The following is a 17,579-nucleotide window of genomic DNA, read 5'->3' as shown; positions in this document are numbered from 1 at the left end:
CCTCCCTTCACACGACGACATGAGCGCTTCACGCAGCGGGCTTATTCTCCTCCCACATTCCAGGAGGATAAGCCATGCTGAAATCAACTCTCTTTTTCAAAATCGCCGCGCTGCTCGGCTGCATGCTGATCATGCTGCTGCCGGTGCAGCAATTGCTTGATGTCGTAAAGGAGCGGGAACGCTATCAAAATCAGGTCATCGACCAGGTAAGCAGCATTCACAGCCGCGCGCAGCGCATCATGGCGCCGGTGATTGTGGTGCCTTATACCCGTAACATCATCGTCGAACTGCGTAACGGCGAGCATCAGGAGGCCCAGCAAAACGGCCTGCGTTATATCCTGCCGGATACGCTGAACGTCAGCGGCAACCCGCAGGTGGAGGCTCGTAAGGTCGGGCTGTATCAGACGCAGGTGTATCAGGGAAAGCTGCGCTTCGACGCGCAGTTCAAAAACGTCTCCCTGACGGATCTGCAGCAGGATAAGCACGTCACGCTGGGGCGCCCCTATCTGGCCGTCTACCTGAGCGACGCGCGCGGTATCCGCTATATTTCACCGCTGAAGCTGGACGATGCGGACATCGGCTTTGAGCCAGGCACGCTCGGCAACGGCCGCGTACAGGGCATTCACGCCCCGGTCTCCCCGGCGTTGCTGGAGAAGGAATCATTCAGCGCCGGATTTGATCTGCAACTCAGCGGCAGCCGCTCGCTGGAGGTGGTTCCGCTGGGCCGCAGCACGGAGATGAACCTGAGCAGCAACTGGCCGCACCCCAGCTTCCTGGGCGATTTCCTGCCGGACGAGCGTAACGTCACGGCCCAGGGATTCGACGCCAAATGGCGCAGCACCTGGTTCGCCAACAACATCAACGATCGCTTCACTGACGACGCAGACAAGCTGCCGTTTACCAGCGTGCCGACGTTTCTGGTCAACCTGATGGAGCCGGTCGATCATTATCAGCTTACCGAGCGCTCGGTAAAATACGCGGTGCTGTTTATCGGCCTGACCTTCGTTGCCTTCTTTCTGTTTGAGATGCTGACCAGCCTGCGCGTGCATCCGATTCAGTATCTGCTGGTTGGCGCAGCGCTGTCGGTGTTCTACCTGATTCTGCTGGCCTTCTCCGAACGCATCGGCTTCAGGTATGCCTACTTGCTGGCGGCGGTGGCCTGCTGCGTGCTGATCGGCATTTACCTCAGCGCGGTGTTGCGCGGCTGGCTCCGGGGTATCGGCTTCGGCGCAGGTTTGCTGACCTTGTACGGCGTGCTCTACATGCTGCTGCAATCCACCGACAACGCGCTGATGTTGGGTACCGCGCTGCTGTTCGCCATTCTGGCCGCCATCATGCTGCTTACCCGCCGCATCGACTGGTATCAGATTGCCCAGGGGAAAGGCGCGCAACCCGCGGCGGAAGGGGCTCCGGAGGACGAACGCTTCCGGTTGTGGAAATAATTATGCAGACGGCAGGGGCGTCCCTGCCGTTTTTCATGCGGGGTACATCACACTTTTGATTTTCAAACGACCGCGATTGGCCTATATTACTTCAGCGTAAAATCTCTGTTACAAACGATTATCCCTGATAGCTATAACGATACTTATTATGAAAGAAATAGAAGCCCTTATCGCGAATAACCAGGCCTGGTCGGCCAAGGTAAAAGAGGAAGACCCTGAGTTCTTCGGCCGTCTGGCTCAGGCTCAGCGTCCACGTTTCCTATGGATAGGGTGTTCTGACAGCCGCGTTCCCGCGGAGCGCCTGACGGGTCTGGAACCTGGCGAGCTTTTCGTTCACCGTAACGTCGCCAACCTGGTCATCCACACCGATCTGAACTGTCTGTCCGTGGTGCAATACGCTGTAGACGTGTTGCAGGTAGAACATATCATTATCTGCGGCCACCTCGGCTGCGGCGGCGTAGAAGCCGCGGTGGAAAACCCCGAACTGGGGTTGATCGACAACTGGCTGCTGCACATCCGCGACCTGTGGTACAAGCACAGCTCCCTGCTGGGTGAACTGCCGCCGGAAAAACGCATTGATACCCTGTGCGAAATCAACGTTGTGGAGCAGGTGTATAACCTGGGTCACTCCACCATCATGCAATCTGCCTGGAAGCGCGGGCAGAAAGCGATGATTCACGGCTGGGTTTACGGTTTACAGGACGGACGCCTGCGCGATCTGGATATCACGGCCACCAGCCGTGAAACGCTGGAACTGCGCTACCGCAACGCAATGGCGACGCTGTTACAGAATCACTAAGCGCCTGTATTCGTTCTGAATTCAGGCAAAAAAGCCCCGGCGTCGGTTCAAAACGCCGGGGCTTTTCTTTTTACCGGACTTTATTCATCCAGCATCACGACCTTGCCGACATACGGCAGGTGGCGGTAACGCTGCGCATAGTCGATGCCGAATCCGACGACGAACTCGTCCGGAATAGAGAACCCGACCCACTCAACCGGCACATCCACTTCGCGACGGCTCGGTTTGTCGAGCAGCGTACAGATCGCCAGGGACGCCGGACCACGCAGGGAAAACAGTTCGCGCACCTTGCTCAGGGTGTTGCCGGAGTCGATGATGTCCTCCACGATCAGCACGTCTTTACCGCGGATATCTTCATCCAGATCCTTCAGGATCTTCACGTCACGCGAGCTGTTCATGTTGTTGCCGTAGCTGGAAGCGGTCAGGAAGTCCACTTCATGCGGCGCGTCGATGGCGCGGCAGAGATCGGCCATGAACATAAAAGAGCCGCGCAGCAACCCCACCAGCACCAGTTCGTTGCCGCTGGCGCGATAGCGGTCGCCGATTTCGCGGCCCAGCTCGGAAATACGGTTTTTGATCTCATCGGCGGAGATCATGACTTCTACGGTATGTTTCATAGTATATATCTTATTGATTATAATCAGTTAAATAGCGAACTTCGTGATGAGAATCTGCTAAAATTGATACACCGATTATCTCACAAACATGGGCGCACCAGAACAGGCGCAAGCAAGGGGGCGCATTCTACTTGTATCAGGAACAGATTTCACCTTTAGTGTTTATTCTGAAAAATATGCCGGATAGCGCCCTTATACAGGATAAACGACTCTTCCCCAAAAAGGCATTTACTCTAAAAAGTACATAAAACATACTAAACACCTTATATGCCCATAGGAAAGAAACTTAAATATGGATACTGAATCAACTCAGCCCGGTGACTTCAATAAAGATAATAAATTTACCCGGGCTGATGATTTTAATGAGGGAAGTTTTTGGCATAAAACGGTAGCTGCGGCCAAAAAAGCCGGAATCGAAGTCATTGAAAAATCGTTGTGGTTATATTTCGCAGCACAGCGTCCGGACACACCGATTTGGGCCAAAAGCACCATTTACGCCGCGCTGGCTTACTTTGTTTTACCCATTGATGCCATCCCCGATGCCATTCCTGCGGTGGGGTTTACCGATGACATGGGTGTCTTAGCCGGTGCACTGGGCGCTGTCGGTATGCACATTGATAGCGATGTTAAGCAGCAGACCAAGGATAAAATGTCAGATTGGTTTGACTGATACATTAGCTCCCGCCGGATACACCAGCATCACCCACGCCCGGAGACAAGAATAGCCGATATGGCATGACGTAATCCCCATACCGGCAGTCATATCAGAAACGATCAACCTTCACGATATCATCAAACGGCAGTTTGCCGATACGCGGGTAAGGCTGGCTGGTCCCTTTGCCAATGGCAACCATCAGGCCGATTTGGTAATGCTCCGGCTTGTTGATGATTTTGCCCACGGCGTCGAAATCAAAGCCGTCCATCGGGCAAGAATCGTAGCCCTGCGCTTTGGCTGCCAGCATCAGGGTCTGGGCGAAAATGCCGCTGCTGCGCATCACTTCGTCGCGCTGGGTTTGCGCTTTGCCGCGATAATACTGATCAATGGCGGAGAACATATACTGCTGCACCGGCTCAGCCGCCGCGCCCCATATGTTTTTCACCTGCGATTCCCAGCTCGACAGATCGCCGCACAGCACCACCAACATCGACGCATCGGTCACCTGCGCCTGCCCCCACGCAGCCTCGCGGATCTTCTCACGCTGAGCCGGGTCGTTCACCAGCAACGGACGCCAGTGCTGAAGGTTAAACGCGCTGGGCGCGTTTTGCAGCGCAATGTTCAGCAGGGCTTTTTGCTCTTCGGCACTCATTTTGTGGCTCGCGTCAAAAGACTTGGTGGCGCGACGTTGTTGAATGGCTTCGATCGTATTCATTATGTTGGTCCTTCAGGGATTAAGGAATCTTCCATTGTCGCCACCCGCCGCACGCTGTCCAGCAAAAACGTGCGGCCGGTCGTCTTATGCCCCCACCGTAAAGGACATCATCATGCCGGTATCTTCATGTTCCAGCAGATGGCAGTGCGCCATGTACGCGCGCTCCGCCGGTGCGGGATGGTTGAAGCGTACCAGCACCTCGCTGCGCCAGCCCTCCACCTTCACGGTGTCTTTCCAGCCGCTGCGGTGCGCCTCTACCGGCTTACCGTTTTCCGACAGAATGCGGAACTGCGTGCCGTGAATATGGAACGGGTGCAGCATCATGTCGCCTTCGCCGGACACGGTCCATTTCTCATACTGCCCCTGTTTGACGTGGAACAACGGCTTACTCATGTCGAATGCCGCGCCGTTGATTTTATTGGCGTGATGGAAATCAAAACCAGATGCCGGGTCCTTCATTGCCATGCCGCCATGCTGCATACCTCCATGCTGCATATCACCGTGCTGCATAGCGCCATGATCCATTCCTTCCATCATGCCGCCGTGCCCCTTCATGTCCATACCGGCCATCGACGCCATGCCGTAGCGCTTCATCATCAGTTGCATGCCCATCATATCCAGCTTCGGGTCCATCATCAGTTGCAGCCAGCGGGAGGTCAGCCCTTCTGTTGGAGGCAGCGCCGGGAGTTTCACCAACGCATCCGGCATCCGGGTTTCCCCCTGTTGCAGCGTCGGCTGGACACGCAGAACCGGCAGCGGCTGGTCAAACGGCGCCAGCGTCATGCCCATCTGGCTGACCGGAAGCGTAACGATGTCGAACGGCTTTCCGTCGCGGGTATCCACCAGCACTTCAAAACGCTCGCCCATCAGGATCGGCAACTCAGTCAGCTTCACCGGTTCCGCCAGGAAACCGCCATCGCTGGCGATCACGTACAGCGGACGCCCGTCACCGGCCGCCAGCTTCAGCGAACGCGCATTGCAGCCGTTCAGGAAGCGCAAACGCAGCCAGCCGCGCGGCGCGTTGTGCTGCGGGTATATCGCGCCGTTAGTCAGCATCTGGTCGCCGAACCAGCCAACCGCGGCGGTCATGACGTCAAGCTGATAGTCAATCTTGCCTTCCGGCGTAAAGCGCTTGTCCTGCAAAATCACCGGTACATCATCCACGCCCCACTGTTTGGGAAGGGGTAATTTCTGGCTCTCCTCGTCGTGCACCAGAATCAGCCCCCCCAACCCCATCGCAACCTGGCGACCGGTTTCGCCGTGAGTGTGAGGGTGGAACCAGCAGGTGGCCGCAGGTTGATCCACGGTAAAGCCCGCCTGCCAGTCCTGACCGGCGGCAATCGTCGCCTGCGGCCCGCCGTCGGCGGTGCCGGGCACCTCCATGCCATGCCAGTGCAGGGTTGTGGTTTCTTGCAGAGCGTTATGAACATGAATATTGACGGCCTGCCCCCGGTTCAGGCTCAGCGCCGGCCCCAGCAGCGGGCCATTGATCCCGTAGGTCGGCGTAGTTTTTCCGGGCAGCCAGTTCATGGCTCCGCTTTGCACGCGTAAATCGATACGCCCCTGCGCATCCGGCTTAAGCAGGGCGGGAACGGGCAGCACCGGGCGTTCAGTTGCAGCAAAGACGGCCCGGCTCCAGGCAGGTAATGTACCGGCAGCCCCCAACAGGGCGGTTAACTTAATAAAATCACGACGGAGCATCTTTAAACTCCCTAATTATTAGACAGCGGTTTTCGATAGTTTTCTCTTGGTTAATCAGCGTAGACCCTCCACTAAGGGGAAGGTCAAGGCGTTATTTATCGAAAGCGCGTAAATAATGATGCAGTGTATTAACAAGAAACGCTGTAGCCATCACCCGGAGTGTGATACCGTCACCGCTACGTTTAATAATTCTGTAGTTAGTTTTTATGAAGAAATGTTCGCTGATACTGCTGTTGATGAGCATGCTGGGATTCTCATCCGCCAGCCAGGCCATTGATGAAATGCAGTCTGAAGATCTGGCCGATCTGACGGCGATTTTTGTGTTCCTGAAAAACGACTGCGGTTATCACGATCTGCCCAATGCGCAGATTAAAAAAGCCATCGTGTTCTTCGCCAACCGTAACGGCTGGGATCTCTCCAACTACAATGCGCAGAAAATGAAGGCGCTGGGCGAAGACAGCTACCGCGATCTGAGCGGCATCAACATCCCGACTTCCGCCAAATGCAAATATTTGGCCCGTGATTCTCTGGGTTTGCTGGCTTACGCCAACTAATTTTCCCTTCCCGATCCCGTTTTTCCTTTTCCATGGCAGTTTCGCCGTGCAACGCGCGGCGGAATCAGGCTATCATGTTGCGCCAATTTTCTATGGCTGTTAACGGAAGGATAAAACCATGTCACATCCGGAAAGCTGGCACGAAACGCTGCATCAGGGTTTCGGCCAATATTTCACCGTCGATCGTGTTATTTATCACGAAAAAACCGACCATCAGGACCTGATCATTTTTGACAACGCCCATCTGGGGCGGGTTATGGCGTTAGACGGCGTGGTGCAAACCACCGAGCGCGACGAATTCATCTATCACGAAATGCTGACCCACGTCCCGCTGCTGGCGCATGGCGCAGCGAAGCGCGTGCTGATCATCGGCGGCGGCGACGGCGCGATGCTGCGCGAAGTCAGCCGTCACCAGGATCTGACGCAAATCACTATGGTAGAGATCGACGCCGGCGTCGTGGAATTTTGCCGGCGTTATCTGCCCAACCATAACGCCGGCGCTTACGACGATCCGCGCTTCCGGCTGGTGATCGACGACGGGGTAAACTTCGTCAACCAAACGCAGGAAAAGTTTGACGTCATCATCTCCGACTGCACCGATCCCATCGGCCCCGGAGAAAGCCTGTTCACGTCAGCGTTTTATGAAGGCTGCGCCCGCTGCCTGAACGACGGCGGCATCTTCGTTGCCCAGAACGGCGTGTGCTTCCTGCAACAGGACGAAGCGGTCAACAGCCACCGCAAGCTGAGTCACTACTTCGGCGACGTTGGTTTTTATCAGGCGGCGATCCCGACCTACTATGGCGGCATCATGACTTTCGCCTGGGCTTCACAGAACCCGGCGCTGCGTCAGCTCACGATTGCCGAGCTGGAACAACGCTTCCGCGCCAGCAACCTGCACTGCCGTTACTACACCCCGGCCATTCATCAGGGGAGCTTCGCGCTGCCGCAATATCTGCTGGATGCGCTCAACGCCTGACTTTACATTGCCCCGTAAACCCGTCCATCAAGGAGGTGGCCCAAATTGCACAAGCTTAAACTGCACGGCTTCAACAACCTGACCAAAAGCCTGAGTTTTTGTATTTACGACATCTGTTACGCCAAGACCCCGGATGACCGGGACGGCTACATCGCCTACATTGATGAACAGTACAACGCCAATCGCCTGACAGAAATCCTCAGCGAAACCTGCTCCATTATCGGCGCCAACATCCTCAACATCGCCCGCCAGGACTACGATCCGCAGGGCGCCAGCGTCACCATTCTGGTCTGCGAAGAACCGATGGATCCCGGCAGCGTGGACCAATCGGAAAGACCCGGACCGCTGCCCGACAGCGTGGTCGCCCATCTCGACAAGAGCCATATCTGCGTTCATACCTACCCGGAAAGCCACCCGCAGGACGGATTATGCACGTTCCGCGCAGACATTGAGGTGTCCACCTGCGGCGTCATTTCACCGCTGAAAGCGCTGAACTACCTGATTCACCAGTTAGAATCCGACATCGTCACGCTGGACTACCGCGTACGTGGATTTACCCGTGACGTTAACGGCGTGAAGCATTACATCGATCATGAAATTAACTCGATTCAAAACTTTATGTCCGATGATATGAAAGCGCTGTACCACATGGTGGATGTGAATGTGTATCAGGAGAATATTTTTCATACCAAGATGATGTTGAAAGAGTTTGATCTTAAACATTATTTGTTTAATGCGAGTCCGGAGGAGTTGGAGGCGCGTGAACGGGAGAGGATAACGGATTTGCTGTGGCGGGAGATGCATGAGATTTATTATGGGAGGAATATTCCGGCGGTGTGAGGTGGCGCGGTGAGGTTCCGTACGCCGGAGGCTCCGGAGCTCAATGCGGCTCCTCTGCGGGCGTCCGGGCAAAGGGTGGCGGGCGGCCACCCTCTGCACTCCCGCGCCTTAGGTGCGGGCCGGCATCCGCCGCCGGCTTCGCCGGTCCCTTCAGTCGCACATCGGGCCTCACAGCACCGACTGCGGAAGGGCATCCTGCCCATCCTCGCCTCTCACCGCATCCATGCGGTTCGTGCTGGCCCGATGTACTCCCTCAGCGGCGGCTGAGGCCAAAGGCTTTTGTATTGTTTGTTTAAAGAAAAAAGAAATGAGCTTTTGATATATTCAATTTGACTTCGGAAGCACTTTGCCAAAAGCAATAATGAACACAGAATCAGTTTTTAATAATTAATGGAAAGCCTCTGAAACACTCTCCCCAAAAACAATAAATAAGCCACAGGCTTCCTGACCCGCTGACGAGCTTTTTGGGTCGGCACGCCCGGCATGGAAGCCGGGCGAGGCGAGGATGGGCAGGATGCCCTTCCGCAGCCGGTGCCTTAGGCCCAAAAGAGCGAGGAAGGGACCCGCGTAGCGGGCGGGGAAGGCGGCCTGCACCTAAGGCGCGGGAGTGCAGAGGGCGGGCGCCAACCCGCCCTTTGCCCGGACGCCGCAGAGGAGCCACATGAGAACCCGGAGCCTATCGCGTACGGAACCCACACCACTCCCCCACACACATTAATCTTTTAAACCTGCACCAACTCCACCCTAAACCCCTGCTGCCGCAGCACCCCCTGCACGTCCCCCGGCAGCCCCACATCACTGACCACATCAGTGAAAGCCTCCAGCGGCGTAATACAAAACAACGAAAACGCCTGATACTTACTGCTGTCCGCCAGCAACACCTTCCGCTGCGCATTCGCAATAATATCCTGCTTCAGCCCCGCCTTCTCCTCCGTCGGCGTCGTCACCCCGTGCTCCAAACTCCACGAGTTACAGCTCAAAAAAGCGATATCCGGGTAAATTCCCCGCAGCAGCCGGCGCCCGTGTTCGCCAATGCAAGACTGGCTGCTGTCATCAATCCGCCCGCCCACAATCGTCACTTCTATTTGCTTAAACTCAGAAAGAAACAACGCGATATGCAGATCCACGGTAATCACCCGCAGCGGTAAATGCGTCAGGCAGCGCGCCAGTTCCAGCGTCGTCGTTCCTGCGTCCAGCACCACCGCGTCGCCGGGGCGCACCAGTTGCGCCGCCTGGCGGGCAATCGCCTGTTTTTCGGCGCGGTTGCGTTGCTGCTTTTCAGTCGTGGTTGGTTGGGAAGGGATAAAGCGCCGCAGCGCCACGCCGCCGTGGCTGCGTTGGATCACGCCCTGTTCATCCAGCTTGATCAGGTCGCGGCGGATGGTCGCCGGTGAGGCGTCAACCGCCTCAACCAGTTGCTCTACGGTAGCCAGACTATGGTTCTTCAGGTAATCCATAATCTGGTCAAGACGACTTTTTCCCTTCATTGTTATGCTGTTACGCCAGTTGCATCGCCAATTGGATCGAGACAGCCATGCTCTCAGATTTCGCTTTTCCCGTCCAGGCAATATCAAAGGCCGTGCCGTGATCCGCCGAGGTGCGGATGAAAGGCAGACCGGCGGTGATGTTTACGCCATCGTAGAAGCCCAGCAGCTTGAGCGGAATGTGCCCCTGATCGTGGTACATCGCCACCACCATGTCATACATGCCTTCATGCGCCTGTAAAAATACAGTGTCAGGCGGGCACGGCCCGTAAACGTCAAGACCCTGCGCCTTCATCGCCTCCACCGCCGGTGCGACGATGCGGATTTCCTCGTCGCCGAATAATCCGCTTTCCCCGGCATGCGGGTTTACCCCGGCCACCGCGATGCGCGGATTGTCATACCCCACCCGGCGCAGAAAGTCGTCGGCGATGCGGATCACCGTCTCCACCCTCGGCTGGTTCAGGGTGTCGAGAAATTTACGCAGGGCAATATGGGTTGAAACGTGAATAACCTTCAGCCGATCGGTGTACAGCACCATGGCGTAATCCTGGCTGTCAGTCAGCTTCGCCAGCAGCTCGGTATGACCGGGGTACATATGCCCCGCCTTATGCAGCGCCTCTTTGTTCAGCGGAGCGGTGGCGATGGCATGAACCTCGCCCGCCAGCGCCAGCATTGCCGCCCGTTTTACGCAACGGTAGGCGAGATCGCCGGCCGGCGCCTGCACTTTCCCCGGTGTCAGCGCGTCAGGATCGGCCAGCGGCTCGTCAAGTACGTTGATAACGCCCGGCGCGAAGCGGGCATCGGCGACGCGTTCAATCACGCGCAGCTCCGCAGCCGGTACGATGCCCATCTGTTGCTGGCGCCGCAGGGTTTGCAGGCAGCCGATCACCACCGCCGGCACGCCATTCAACGCCCCCTGCGTCAGGGACTTCACGATAATTTCCGGCCCGATGCCCGCCGGATCTCCCATTGTTACCGCAATTGTCTTAGTGCTCACTGTACATCTCCTCAATAAAGTAAAGCGCATCGCGCAGCGTAGTTTCGCCGCCGAAGCCGCCCGCTTTCGTGATCACGGGTAAATCATCTACCTCGCTGTTCACCAGCGTGCCGCAAGGGATACAGGGCGCCACCTCGCTCAGTATCCGGTACCCTTCCGCGCCAAGGGCGTTAGCCACCGCAATGGCGATATCGCCGCCGGTAAGGAACAGGCCGCCGATATTGCTGCATCCGGTAATGCGCAGGGTAATTTCCCCCAGGCGACCACTCAGCGTCTCTCCCAGCGCCTGCCGGCTCATGCCGTGGCTGGCGCACAGATCGTCGATGACATGACGATCTTCCTCGCTGCGGCTGGTGCGCAGAATGCAATGCCGTCCGCGGTTCAGGATTTCACTCGCCTCGCGCACGATGCGCTCACCGTTCCCCGTCAGCAGCTCGTCCGCGTCGATATCCACGACGTCGGCCAGCTTTTCACGCAGCACGAAGGCCACCTGGCGCCGGGTCGCCTCGCTCATCGAACCCGCCACCACCAGCACCGGCAATGCCGCTCCGCTACGCAGGTAATGCTTCGCCGGCAGCGCATTCGCCAGGCCTGCCGCGCCAACCCACAGGAACGGTTCGCTGAGGACGTCCGCCGCAACCGCAATCAGCGCCAGATCGTTGTCGTTCTCCGCGTCCAGCACCACCATGGCGAGCCCGCCGGCGGCGCATGCCGCAAGCCGGGCGCCCAGGGTTCCGTCACGCACGCTTTCCAGCGCAATCTCGTGCACAGGCAGAGATGTCTGTCGCTCCAGCAGCGTGCTGATGCGTGAAGAAACTATCGGCGTTTTGGGATCGCTGGCAAATTCGGTTTCCAGCAGGGGAACGCCGTTCACCAGGCACTCCCCCGCCCGTGTAATGCGCCCGGCCGCGGGGATCGCCGCGGCGACAATTGCCAGCCGCGCTCCGCATGCCGTCATCGCCGCCTCAACCTCCGCGCCGACGTTGCCGCGCAGGGTGGAGTCAATCTTCTTGTAAATCAGCGGCATGTTCTCCGCGTCGCGGCAATACGGCTCCAGCACCTGCCGTACGGCCTGCGCCGCCTGTTCCGCCGGCAGCGCGCGGCTTTCGGTGTTAACGACCAGCACATCCGCCCGGCGCGAAGGTTTTTGCGCGGCGCTGAGCATCACTTCGGTGCGCGCCCCTTTCTTCGCCAACTGCACACCGGTGTCATTGGCGCCGGTGAAATCATCCGCAATAACGATCATTTTCATGCGCGTTCTTCCTTATTCATCGCCGTGCTGTTCCGTTTGGCGACCCAGGAGGTCAGCAGCGGCGTAAGAATCGCCGTGGTAATGACCGACGCCGCAATCAATGGCGCAGCGGCGGCGGCTACGTCAGCCAGCGCGGGGTCCGCCTGAGCGATCGCCAGCGGCGTTGCGACGGCGTTCCCGGCGGTGCTGGAGGCGGCGGCACCGGCGATGCCGCTTCCCCCGACCAGGCGGTCGGCGCGAATATTAAAGATGCCGCCGATAAAGGTCGTCAGTACGCCGAGCAGAACGCCGGCTACGCCGCCTTGTAACAGCATTTCAAGGTTGATACCCGCCCCAAGGGCGAAAGCGAAGAAAGGAATCAGCAGCGGCCCGCCTTTGGTCAGGAAGTCACGCATCTGCGGATCAAGGTTGCCCAGGCTCATCCCTACCACCAGCGGCACTAACACGGCGACCAACGCCATGAGCGGAATGTTCGCCATCCCTGCCGCGCCGAGCGCGATCATGGTGAAAAACGGGCCGTCGTTGAGCGACAGCACCGAGATGGCGCCAACGTCACGCTCGTTGCCGAATTCTCCGACCAGCGCCGCATACAGCCCGCCGTTGGAGTTGCTCATCGCAGCAATGATCGCCACGCCGCTCAGACCAAAAATCCCCTCTGCGCCGAACAGATGCTCTACGCCCAGCCCTAACGCCATCGCTACCAGCAGTTTGGTCAGGGTGATGGTGCCGCCCTGCAACAGCGCCTGCGGCGCGGCGCGAACGCTGATCCCTGCCCCCATACACAGCAGGAACGCGCCAATCAGGGGAGCCGCGCCGTTTTTAAACAAGGCGGTCGTAAAACCGCCGATTTCCAGTGCCTGGGGAAAGAAGGTGTTGATGACGGCGCCGATTACCAGCGGAACGACCATCATGCCGCCCGGAATTCTCTCTATGCCTTTTTTGATATTCATTGTGTCCGTCCAGTGATTGAATAAAATCAATTTGATTATATTCAATCATAAATTTAAGAAAGAGAACCGGATCTCAGTTATTAAATGATTACAAAAGATCTTTTTGATTGAATGAAATCATTTCACAGCGACAACACTGCCGTCAACGCGGGAAAATGATAAAGTCAGCGGTAATCTAACAGACAGGGAGAGCCCCCATCGTGAACAAAACCGCCACCTTGCTGGGCGTCGTCGCCATTCTGCTGTGGAGCATGAGCGTAGCGCTGACCCGCAGCCTGTCGGAAGCGCTGGGGGCGTTCGGTGCAGGGGCGTCGATTTATACGATCAGCGGACTGTTGGTCTGGCTGGTGGCGGGGAAACCCCACATTAAGGGTCAGCATCCGGTTTACCTGTACGGCTGCGGCCTGTTATTTGTGGTGTACATGACGTCTTTCGCGCTGGCGATCGGCCTGGCCGACTCCCGCCAGCAAACGCTGGAACTGGGGCTGATCAATTATCTCTGGCCCAGCCTGACGCTGATGTTCGCCCTGCCGCTGCTGGGGCTGCGCGTCCGCTGGTGGCTGTGGCCCGGCGTGTTGCTGGCGTTCTGCGGCGTGGTATGGGTGGTCAGCAACGGCGATATTCTCAGCCTGCGGGAGTTTACCGCCAACCTCGCCGGCAATCCGGTCGCTTACGGCCTGGCGTTCACCGCGGCGTTCGCCTGGGCGCTTTACTCCAACCTGTTGCGCCGCTACTGCGGCCCGCGCGGCGCGTTGCCGCTGTTCCTGCTGGCAACGGCCGCCACCCTGTGGCTGATGTTCCTATTTCAGCCGCTGAAAGAATTTCGCTTCTCCGTTACCGCCGGTTTTGAACTGCTGCTGATGGGAGCGTCCACCGCGTTAGCCTACCTGTGCTGGGACAGCGCCATGAAAAAGGGCAACGCCACGCTGGTCGCCGCCCTCTCTTATTTCACGCCGCTGCTGTCGACGCTGATCGCCAGTCTGTGGCTGAACACCCTGCCCTCCGCCGCCTTCTGGCCCGGCGTAGGCATGGTGATTGCCGGTTCGCTGCTGTGCTGGAGCGCCAGCCGCAACGTGCCGCAAACGACACAGAAGTAATCACGCCCGTGCTTACTCCCCCGTCAGCACAAAACGGCGGTACTGTTTCAGCGCCTGCAGGAAATCCTCCACGCCGCACAGCGAGAGGCTTTCCTCATCGTAATAGTGCATTCCCTCTTCGATTTCATCACCGCTGAAATCAATCTGGTTGGCCCGGACCATCACTTCTTCACCATCCATCCACAGCGTGTACTCATGACCATCCCGCTGCCACTGGCGCTCGCTGCCCTTAAGCTGCGCCGCCATTTCCTCTACCTGGTCGATGATGGTGAGATCGCCCTTCACTTCTTCTGTCAGCCAATGCCCGATGACCTCATGTCCCATCGAAAATACGGCAACCACCCGGTCGGCGGCATCATGGCGAAATTCATAATCCATTTTTAAGCCCTCCGCGACGCATTCCGTCTTTTATAGTGTAACGCCCTCTGATTCATGCCGCCCCCAACGCCGCTCTCAATCTGCAAAAATAAACGGGGGAGGCTTATGCCTCCCCCGTTTCAACCGGCAGATGATATCAGCTTCAGACCGCAGTCTGGAAGATGACGTCGTCAGCTTTCTTGGTGTACTCGTTCAGCTGGTCGAAATTCAGGTAGCGGTAGGTGTCCGCCGCCGTTTTATCTACCTGAGCCATGTATTGCTGATACTCTTCCGGGTTCGGCAGGCGTCCCAGCAACGACGCAACGGCCGCCAGTTCAGCGGAAGCCAGGTAGACATTCGCGCCGGTTCCCAAGCGGTTCGGGAAGTTACGGGTCGAGGTCGACACCACGGTCGCGCCGTCGGCTACCCGCGCCTGGTTACCCATGCACAGGGAGCAGCCCGGGATCTCGATACGCGCGCCGCTCTTGCCGAATACGCTGTAGTAGCCTTCTTCGGTCAGTTGTGCAGCGTCCATCTTGGTCGGCGGCGCTACCCACAGGCGGGTCGGCAGCTGGCCTTTATGGCCGTCGAGCAGTTTACCCGCCGCGCGGAAGTGGCCGATGTTGGTCATGCAGGAGCCGATGAACACTTCATCGATCTTCTCACCGGCCACGTCAGACAGCAGGCGCGCGTCATCCGGATCGTTCGGCGCGCACAGGATCGGCTGCGTGATCTGGCTGAGGTCGATGTCGATAACTGCGGCATACTCCGCATCGGCATCGGCTTCCAGCAGTTGCGGATCGGCCAGCCACTTCTCCATGCCCTGAATACGGCGCTCCAGCGTACGGCGGTCGCCATAACCTTCGGCGATCATCCACTTGAGCAGAACGATGTTGGAATGGAGGTATTCAGTAATCGGCGCTTTATCCAGCTTGATGGTACAACCGGCGGCGGAACGCTCGGCGGAAGCATCCGCCAGCTCAAACGCCTGCTCTACCTTCAGCTCCGGCAAACCTTCAATTTCCAGGATGCGGCCGGAGAAGATATTTTTCTTGCCCTTCTTCTCCACGGTCAGCAGGCCCTGCTGAATCGCGTAGTAAGGAATGGCATGAACCAGGTCGCGCAGGGTGATGCCCGGCTGCATTTTGCCTTTAAAGCGCACCAGCACCGATTCCGGCATGTCCAGCGGCATAACGCCGGTCGCGGCGGCAAACGCCACCAGGCCGGAGCCGGCCGGGAACGAAATGCCGATCGGGAAACGGGTATGCGAATCGCCGCCGGTGCCCACGGTATCCGGCAGCAGCATGCGGTTCAGCCAGGAGTGAATAATGCCATCGCCCGGACGCAGGGAAACGCCGCCGCGGTTCATGATGAAGTCCGGCAGCGTGTGGTGCGTGGTCACGTCAACCGGCTTCGGATAAGCCGCCGTATGGCAGAAGGACTGCATAACCAGATCGGCGGAGAAGCCCAGACAGGCCAGGTCTTTCAGCTCGTCGCGGGTCATCGGGCCGGTGGTGTCCTGAGAGCCTACGGAGGTCATCTTAGGCTCGCAGTACTGGCCCGGGCGGATGCCCTTGGTGCCGCAGGCGCGTCCGACCATCTTCTGCGCCAGCGTGTAACCCTTGCCGCTGTCGGTGACCGGCTTGGCGTGGCGGAACGCTTCGCTGTGCGGCAGATTCAGCGCTTCACGCGCCTTGGTGGTCAAACCGCGGCCGATAATCAGCGGAATACGGCCACCAGCGCGGACTTCGTCCAGCAGCACTTCGGTTTTCAGCTCGAACGTCGCCAGCAGCTCATTGGTGTCGTGATTGCGGATTTCCCCCTTGTAGGGGTAAATGTCGATCACGTCGCCCATATTCAGCCTGGATACGTCAACTTCGATCGGCAGTGCGCCGGCGTCTTCCATGGTGTTAAAGAAGATCGGCGCAATCTTGCCGCCCAATACCACGCCGCCGCCGCGCTTGTTCGGCACGTAGGGAATGTCTTCGCCCATAAACCACAGCACCGAGTTGGTAGCGGACTTACGGGAAGAACCGGTGCCCACCACATCGCCGACGTAGGCCAGCGGGTAGCCTTTCTGCGCCAGTGCGTCAATCTGCTTGATCGGGCCAACGTTGCCCGGCTGATCCGGCTCAATGCCGTCGCGCGGGCTCTTCAGCATCGCCAGGGCGTGCAGTGGGATATCCGGACGGGACCAGGCGTCCGGCGCCGGGGAGAGATCGTCGGTGTTGGTTTCGCCGGTGACTTTGAATACGGTGACGGTCAGCTTTTCCGCCAGTTCGGGACGGCTCAGGAACCAGTCCGCATTGGCCCAGGATTCCATCACTTGTTTCGCATGCGGATTGCCGGCTTTGGCTTTTTCTTCTACGTCGTAAAAGTTGTCAAACATCAGCAGGGTGTGGGACAGGGCTTTCGCGGCAATCGGCGCCAGCTTAGCATCATCCAGGGCATCAATCAGCGGATGGATGTTATAACCACCCTGCATGGTACCCAGCAATTCAATGGCTTTTTCCGGAGAAACGAGAGGAGAAACGGCTTCGCCTTTCGCAACGGCAGCGAGGAAACCAGCTTTAACGTAAGCAGCCTCATCAACGCCCGGTGGGACACGGTTTGTCAGCAGATCCAGCAAGAATGCTTCTTCGCCTGCCGGCGGATTCTTTAACAATTCAACCAGCGCTGCCATCTGGGTGGCATCAATAGGCTTCGGCACCACGCCTTCCGCCGCACGCCCGGCCACGTGCTCACGATATTCTTTTAGCACGACGTTCTCCTCGCTCTCATTACTTATGGTTCGTTATGGGCTGAGGGTGTGTCCCGTGATGCGTCAGGAATACCGTGCCCGGACGATTCACGGAACACACCCTTCTCCGGGTCACCGATAAAAACATCCGTGGGTGTAGGGTACCCGGTTATGCTGCTTTAGCATATCAGGATTTGACCGTGATGTTAAATTTTTTACATAAATTCAACATTGAGAAAAACAAGACTAATCCTACCGGAATAATCTTGCAAAAAGCGGGAAATATCTTAAAAATTACCCCAGAAGAGTAATATTCTCTTAACGGCTTAAGTATTATCTCCCCCTCTTTTCAACCATTAACGGATGCAGGGAAGCGAAATGAAGCGCTCATGGGATAGAACAG

The 17,579-nt window shown here is 57.7% G+C and carries 16 protein-coding genes; 7 read left to right on the top strand and 9 right to left on the bottom strand.

Features of this window, described 5'->3' with window-relative positions:
• Positions 1-74: 74 nt before the first annotated feature.
• A complete protein-coding gene (gene creD, locus C8D90_RS06555) occupies positions 75-1,442 on the top strand; it encodes a cell envelope integrity protein CreD (protein WP_115457622.1) in 1,368 nt (455 codons plus the stop codon).
• A 148-nt stretch (positions 1,443-1,590) separates the two neighbouring features.
• Positions 1,591-2,241 (top strand): carbonate dehydratase, encoded by a 651-nt coding sequence (can, locus tag C8D90_RS06550; protein WP_115457621.1) that lies wholly within the window; start codon positions 1,591-1,593, stop codon positions 2,239-2,241.
• A gap of 80 nt (positions 2,242-2,321) precedes the next feature.
• On the opposite strand, the gene hpt is transcribed toward can, so the two are convergent.
• A complete protein-coding gene (gene hpt, locus C8D90_RS06545; RefSeq protein ID WP_115457620.1) occupies positions 2,322-2,858 on the bottom strand; it encodes a hypoxanthine phosphoribosyltransferase in 537 nt (178 codons plus the stop codon).
• 292 nt (positions 2,859-3,150) lie between these two features.
• On the opposite strand from hpt, the gene C8D90_RS06540 reads away from it, so the two are divergent.
• Complete coding sequence (locus C8D90_RS06540; RefSeq protein ID WP_115457619.1) at positions 3,151-3,528, top strand: YkvA family protein; 378 nt, start codon at positions 3,151-3,153, stop codon at positions 3,526-3,528.
• A gap of 94 nt (positions 3,529-3,622) precedes the next feature.
• Here C8D90_RS06540 and C8D90_RS06535 read toward each other — a convergent pair whose 3' ends face one another.
• Positions 3,623-4,228, bottom strand: coding sequence for a nitroreductase family protein (locus tag C8D90_RS06535; protein WP_115457618.1), 606 nt, complete (start codon positions 4,226-4,228; stop codon positions 3,623-3,625).
• Positions 4,229-4,312: 84 nt separating this feature from the next.
• Positions 4,313-5,929: a multicopper oxidase CueO gene (gene cueO, locus C8D90_RS06530; protein ID WP_115457617.1), complete on the bottom strand. Its 1,617-nt coding sequence runs from the start codon at positions 5,927-5,929 to the stop codon at positions 4,313-4,315.
• 206 nt (positions 5,930-6,135) lie between these two features.
• Between cueO and C8D90_RS06525 the strand changes: the two genes are divergently transcribed.
• The 3 genes from C8D90_RS06525 (at position 6,136) to speD (ending at position 8,299) form a co-directional block, all read left to right on the top strand.
• The gene (locus C8D90_RS06525; RefSeq protein ID WP_115457616.1) at positions 6,136-6,483 is read left to right on the top strand and encodes a YacC family pilotin-like protein; all 348 of its coding nucleotides are present in this window, start codon (positions 6,136-6,138) and stop codon (positions 6,481-6,483) included.
• Between the two features lie 118 nt (positions 6,484-6,601).
• On the top strand, positions 6,602-7,459 hold the full coding sequence (gene speE, locus C8D90_RS06520; RefSeq protein WP_115457615.1) for a polyamine aminopropyltransferase: 858 nt from the start codon (positions 6,602-6,604) through the stop codon (positions 7,457-7,459).
• 45 nt (positions 7,460-7,504) lie between these two features.
• On the top strand, positions 7,505-8,299 hold the full coding sequence (gene speD / locus C8D90_RS06515; RefSeq protein ID WP_115457614.1) for an adenosylmethionine decarboxylase: 795 nt from the start codon (positions 7,505-7,507) through the stop codon (positions 8,297-8,299).
• Between the two features lie 722 nt (positions 8,300-9,021).
• Here speD and C8D90_RS06510 read toward each other — a convergent pair.
• Genes C8D90_RS06510 through C8D90_RS06495 form a run of 4 tightly spaced genes read right to left on the bottom strand, consistent with a single transcriptional unit; the run spans position 9,022 to position 12,982 of the window.
• Complete coding sequence (locus C8D90_RS06510) at positions 9,022-9,786, bottom strand: DeoR/GlpR family DNA-binding transcription regulator (protein ID WP_115457613.1); 765 nt, start codon at positions 9,784-9,786, stop codon at positions 9,022-9,024.
• A 10-nt stretch (positions 9,787-9,796) separates the two neighbouring features.
• Positions 9,797-10,810, bottom strand: coding sequence for a D-threonate 4-phosphate dehydrogenase (locus tag C8D90_RS06505; protein WP_115457612.1), 1,014 nt, complete (start codon positions 10,808-10,810; stop codon positions 9,797-9,799).
• Complete coding sequence (gene dtnK / locus C8D90_RS06500) at positions 10,770-12,032, bottom strand: D-threonate kinase (RefSeq protein ID WP_115457611.1); 1,263 nt, start codon at positions 12,030-12,032, stop codon at positions 10,770-10,772. The genes C8D90_RS06505 and dtnK overlap by 41 nt, the downstream gene beginning before the upstream one ends.
• Positions 12,029-12,982, bottom strand: coding sequence for a 2-keto-3-deoxygluconate permease 1 (locus C8D90_RS06495; RefSeq protein WP_115457610.1), 954 nt, complete (start codon positions 12,980-12,982; stop codon positions 12,029-12,031). The genes dtnK and C8D90_RS06495 overlap by 4 nt, the downstream gene beginning before the upstream one ends.
• Before the next feature lie 200 nt (positions 12,983-13,182).
• On the opposite strand from C8D90_RS06495, the gene yddG reads away from it, so the two are divergent.
• Complete coding sequence (gene yddG, locus C8D90_RS06490) at positions 13,183-14,079, top strand: aromatic amino acid DMT transporter YddG (RefSeq protein ID WP_115457609.1); 897 nt, start codon at positions 13,183-13,185, stop codon at positions 14,077-14,079.
• Between the two features lie 12 nt (positions 14,080-14,091).
• Here yddG and C8D90_RS06485 read toward each other — a convergent pair whose 3' ends face one another.
• Positions 14,092-14,457, bottom strand: coding sequence for a YacL family protein (locus tag C8D90_RS06485; protein WP_115457608.1), 366 nt, complete (start codon positions 14,455-14,457; stop codon positions 14,092-14,094).
• A gap of 142 nt (positions 14,458-14,599) precedes the next feature.
• On the bottom strand, positions 14,600-17,197 hold the full coding sequence (gene acnB / locus C8D90_RS06480; RefSeq protein WP_115457607.1) for a bifunctional aconitate hydratase 2/2-methylisocitrate dehydratase: 2,598 nt from the start codon (positions 17,195-17,197) through the stop codon (positions 14,600-14,602).
• Between the last annotated feature and the right edge of the window lie 382 nt (positions 17,198-17,579).

The sequence above is a fragment of the Enterobacillus tribolii genome (assembly GCF_003363015.1).
Lineage (GTDB): Bacteria > Pseudomonadota > Gammaproteobacteria > Enterobacterales > Enterobacteriaceae > Enterobacillus > Enterobacillus tribolii.
This window is presented reverse-complemented; position numbering and strand designations above follow the sequence as displayed.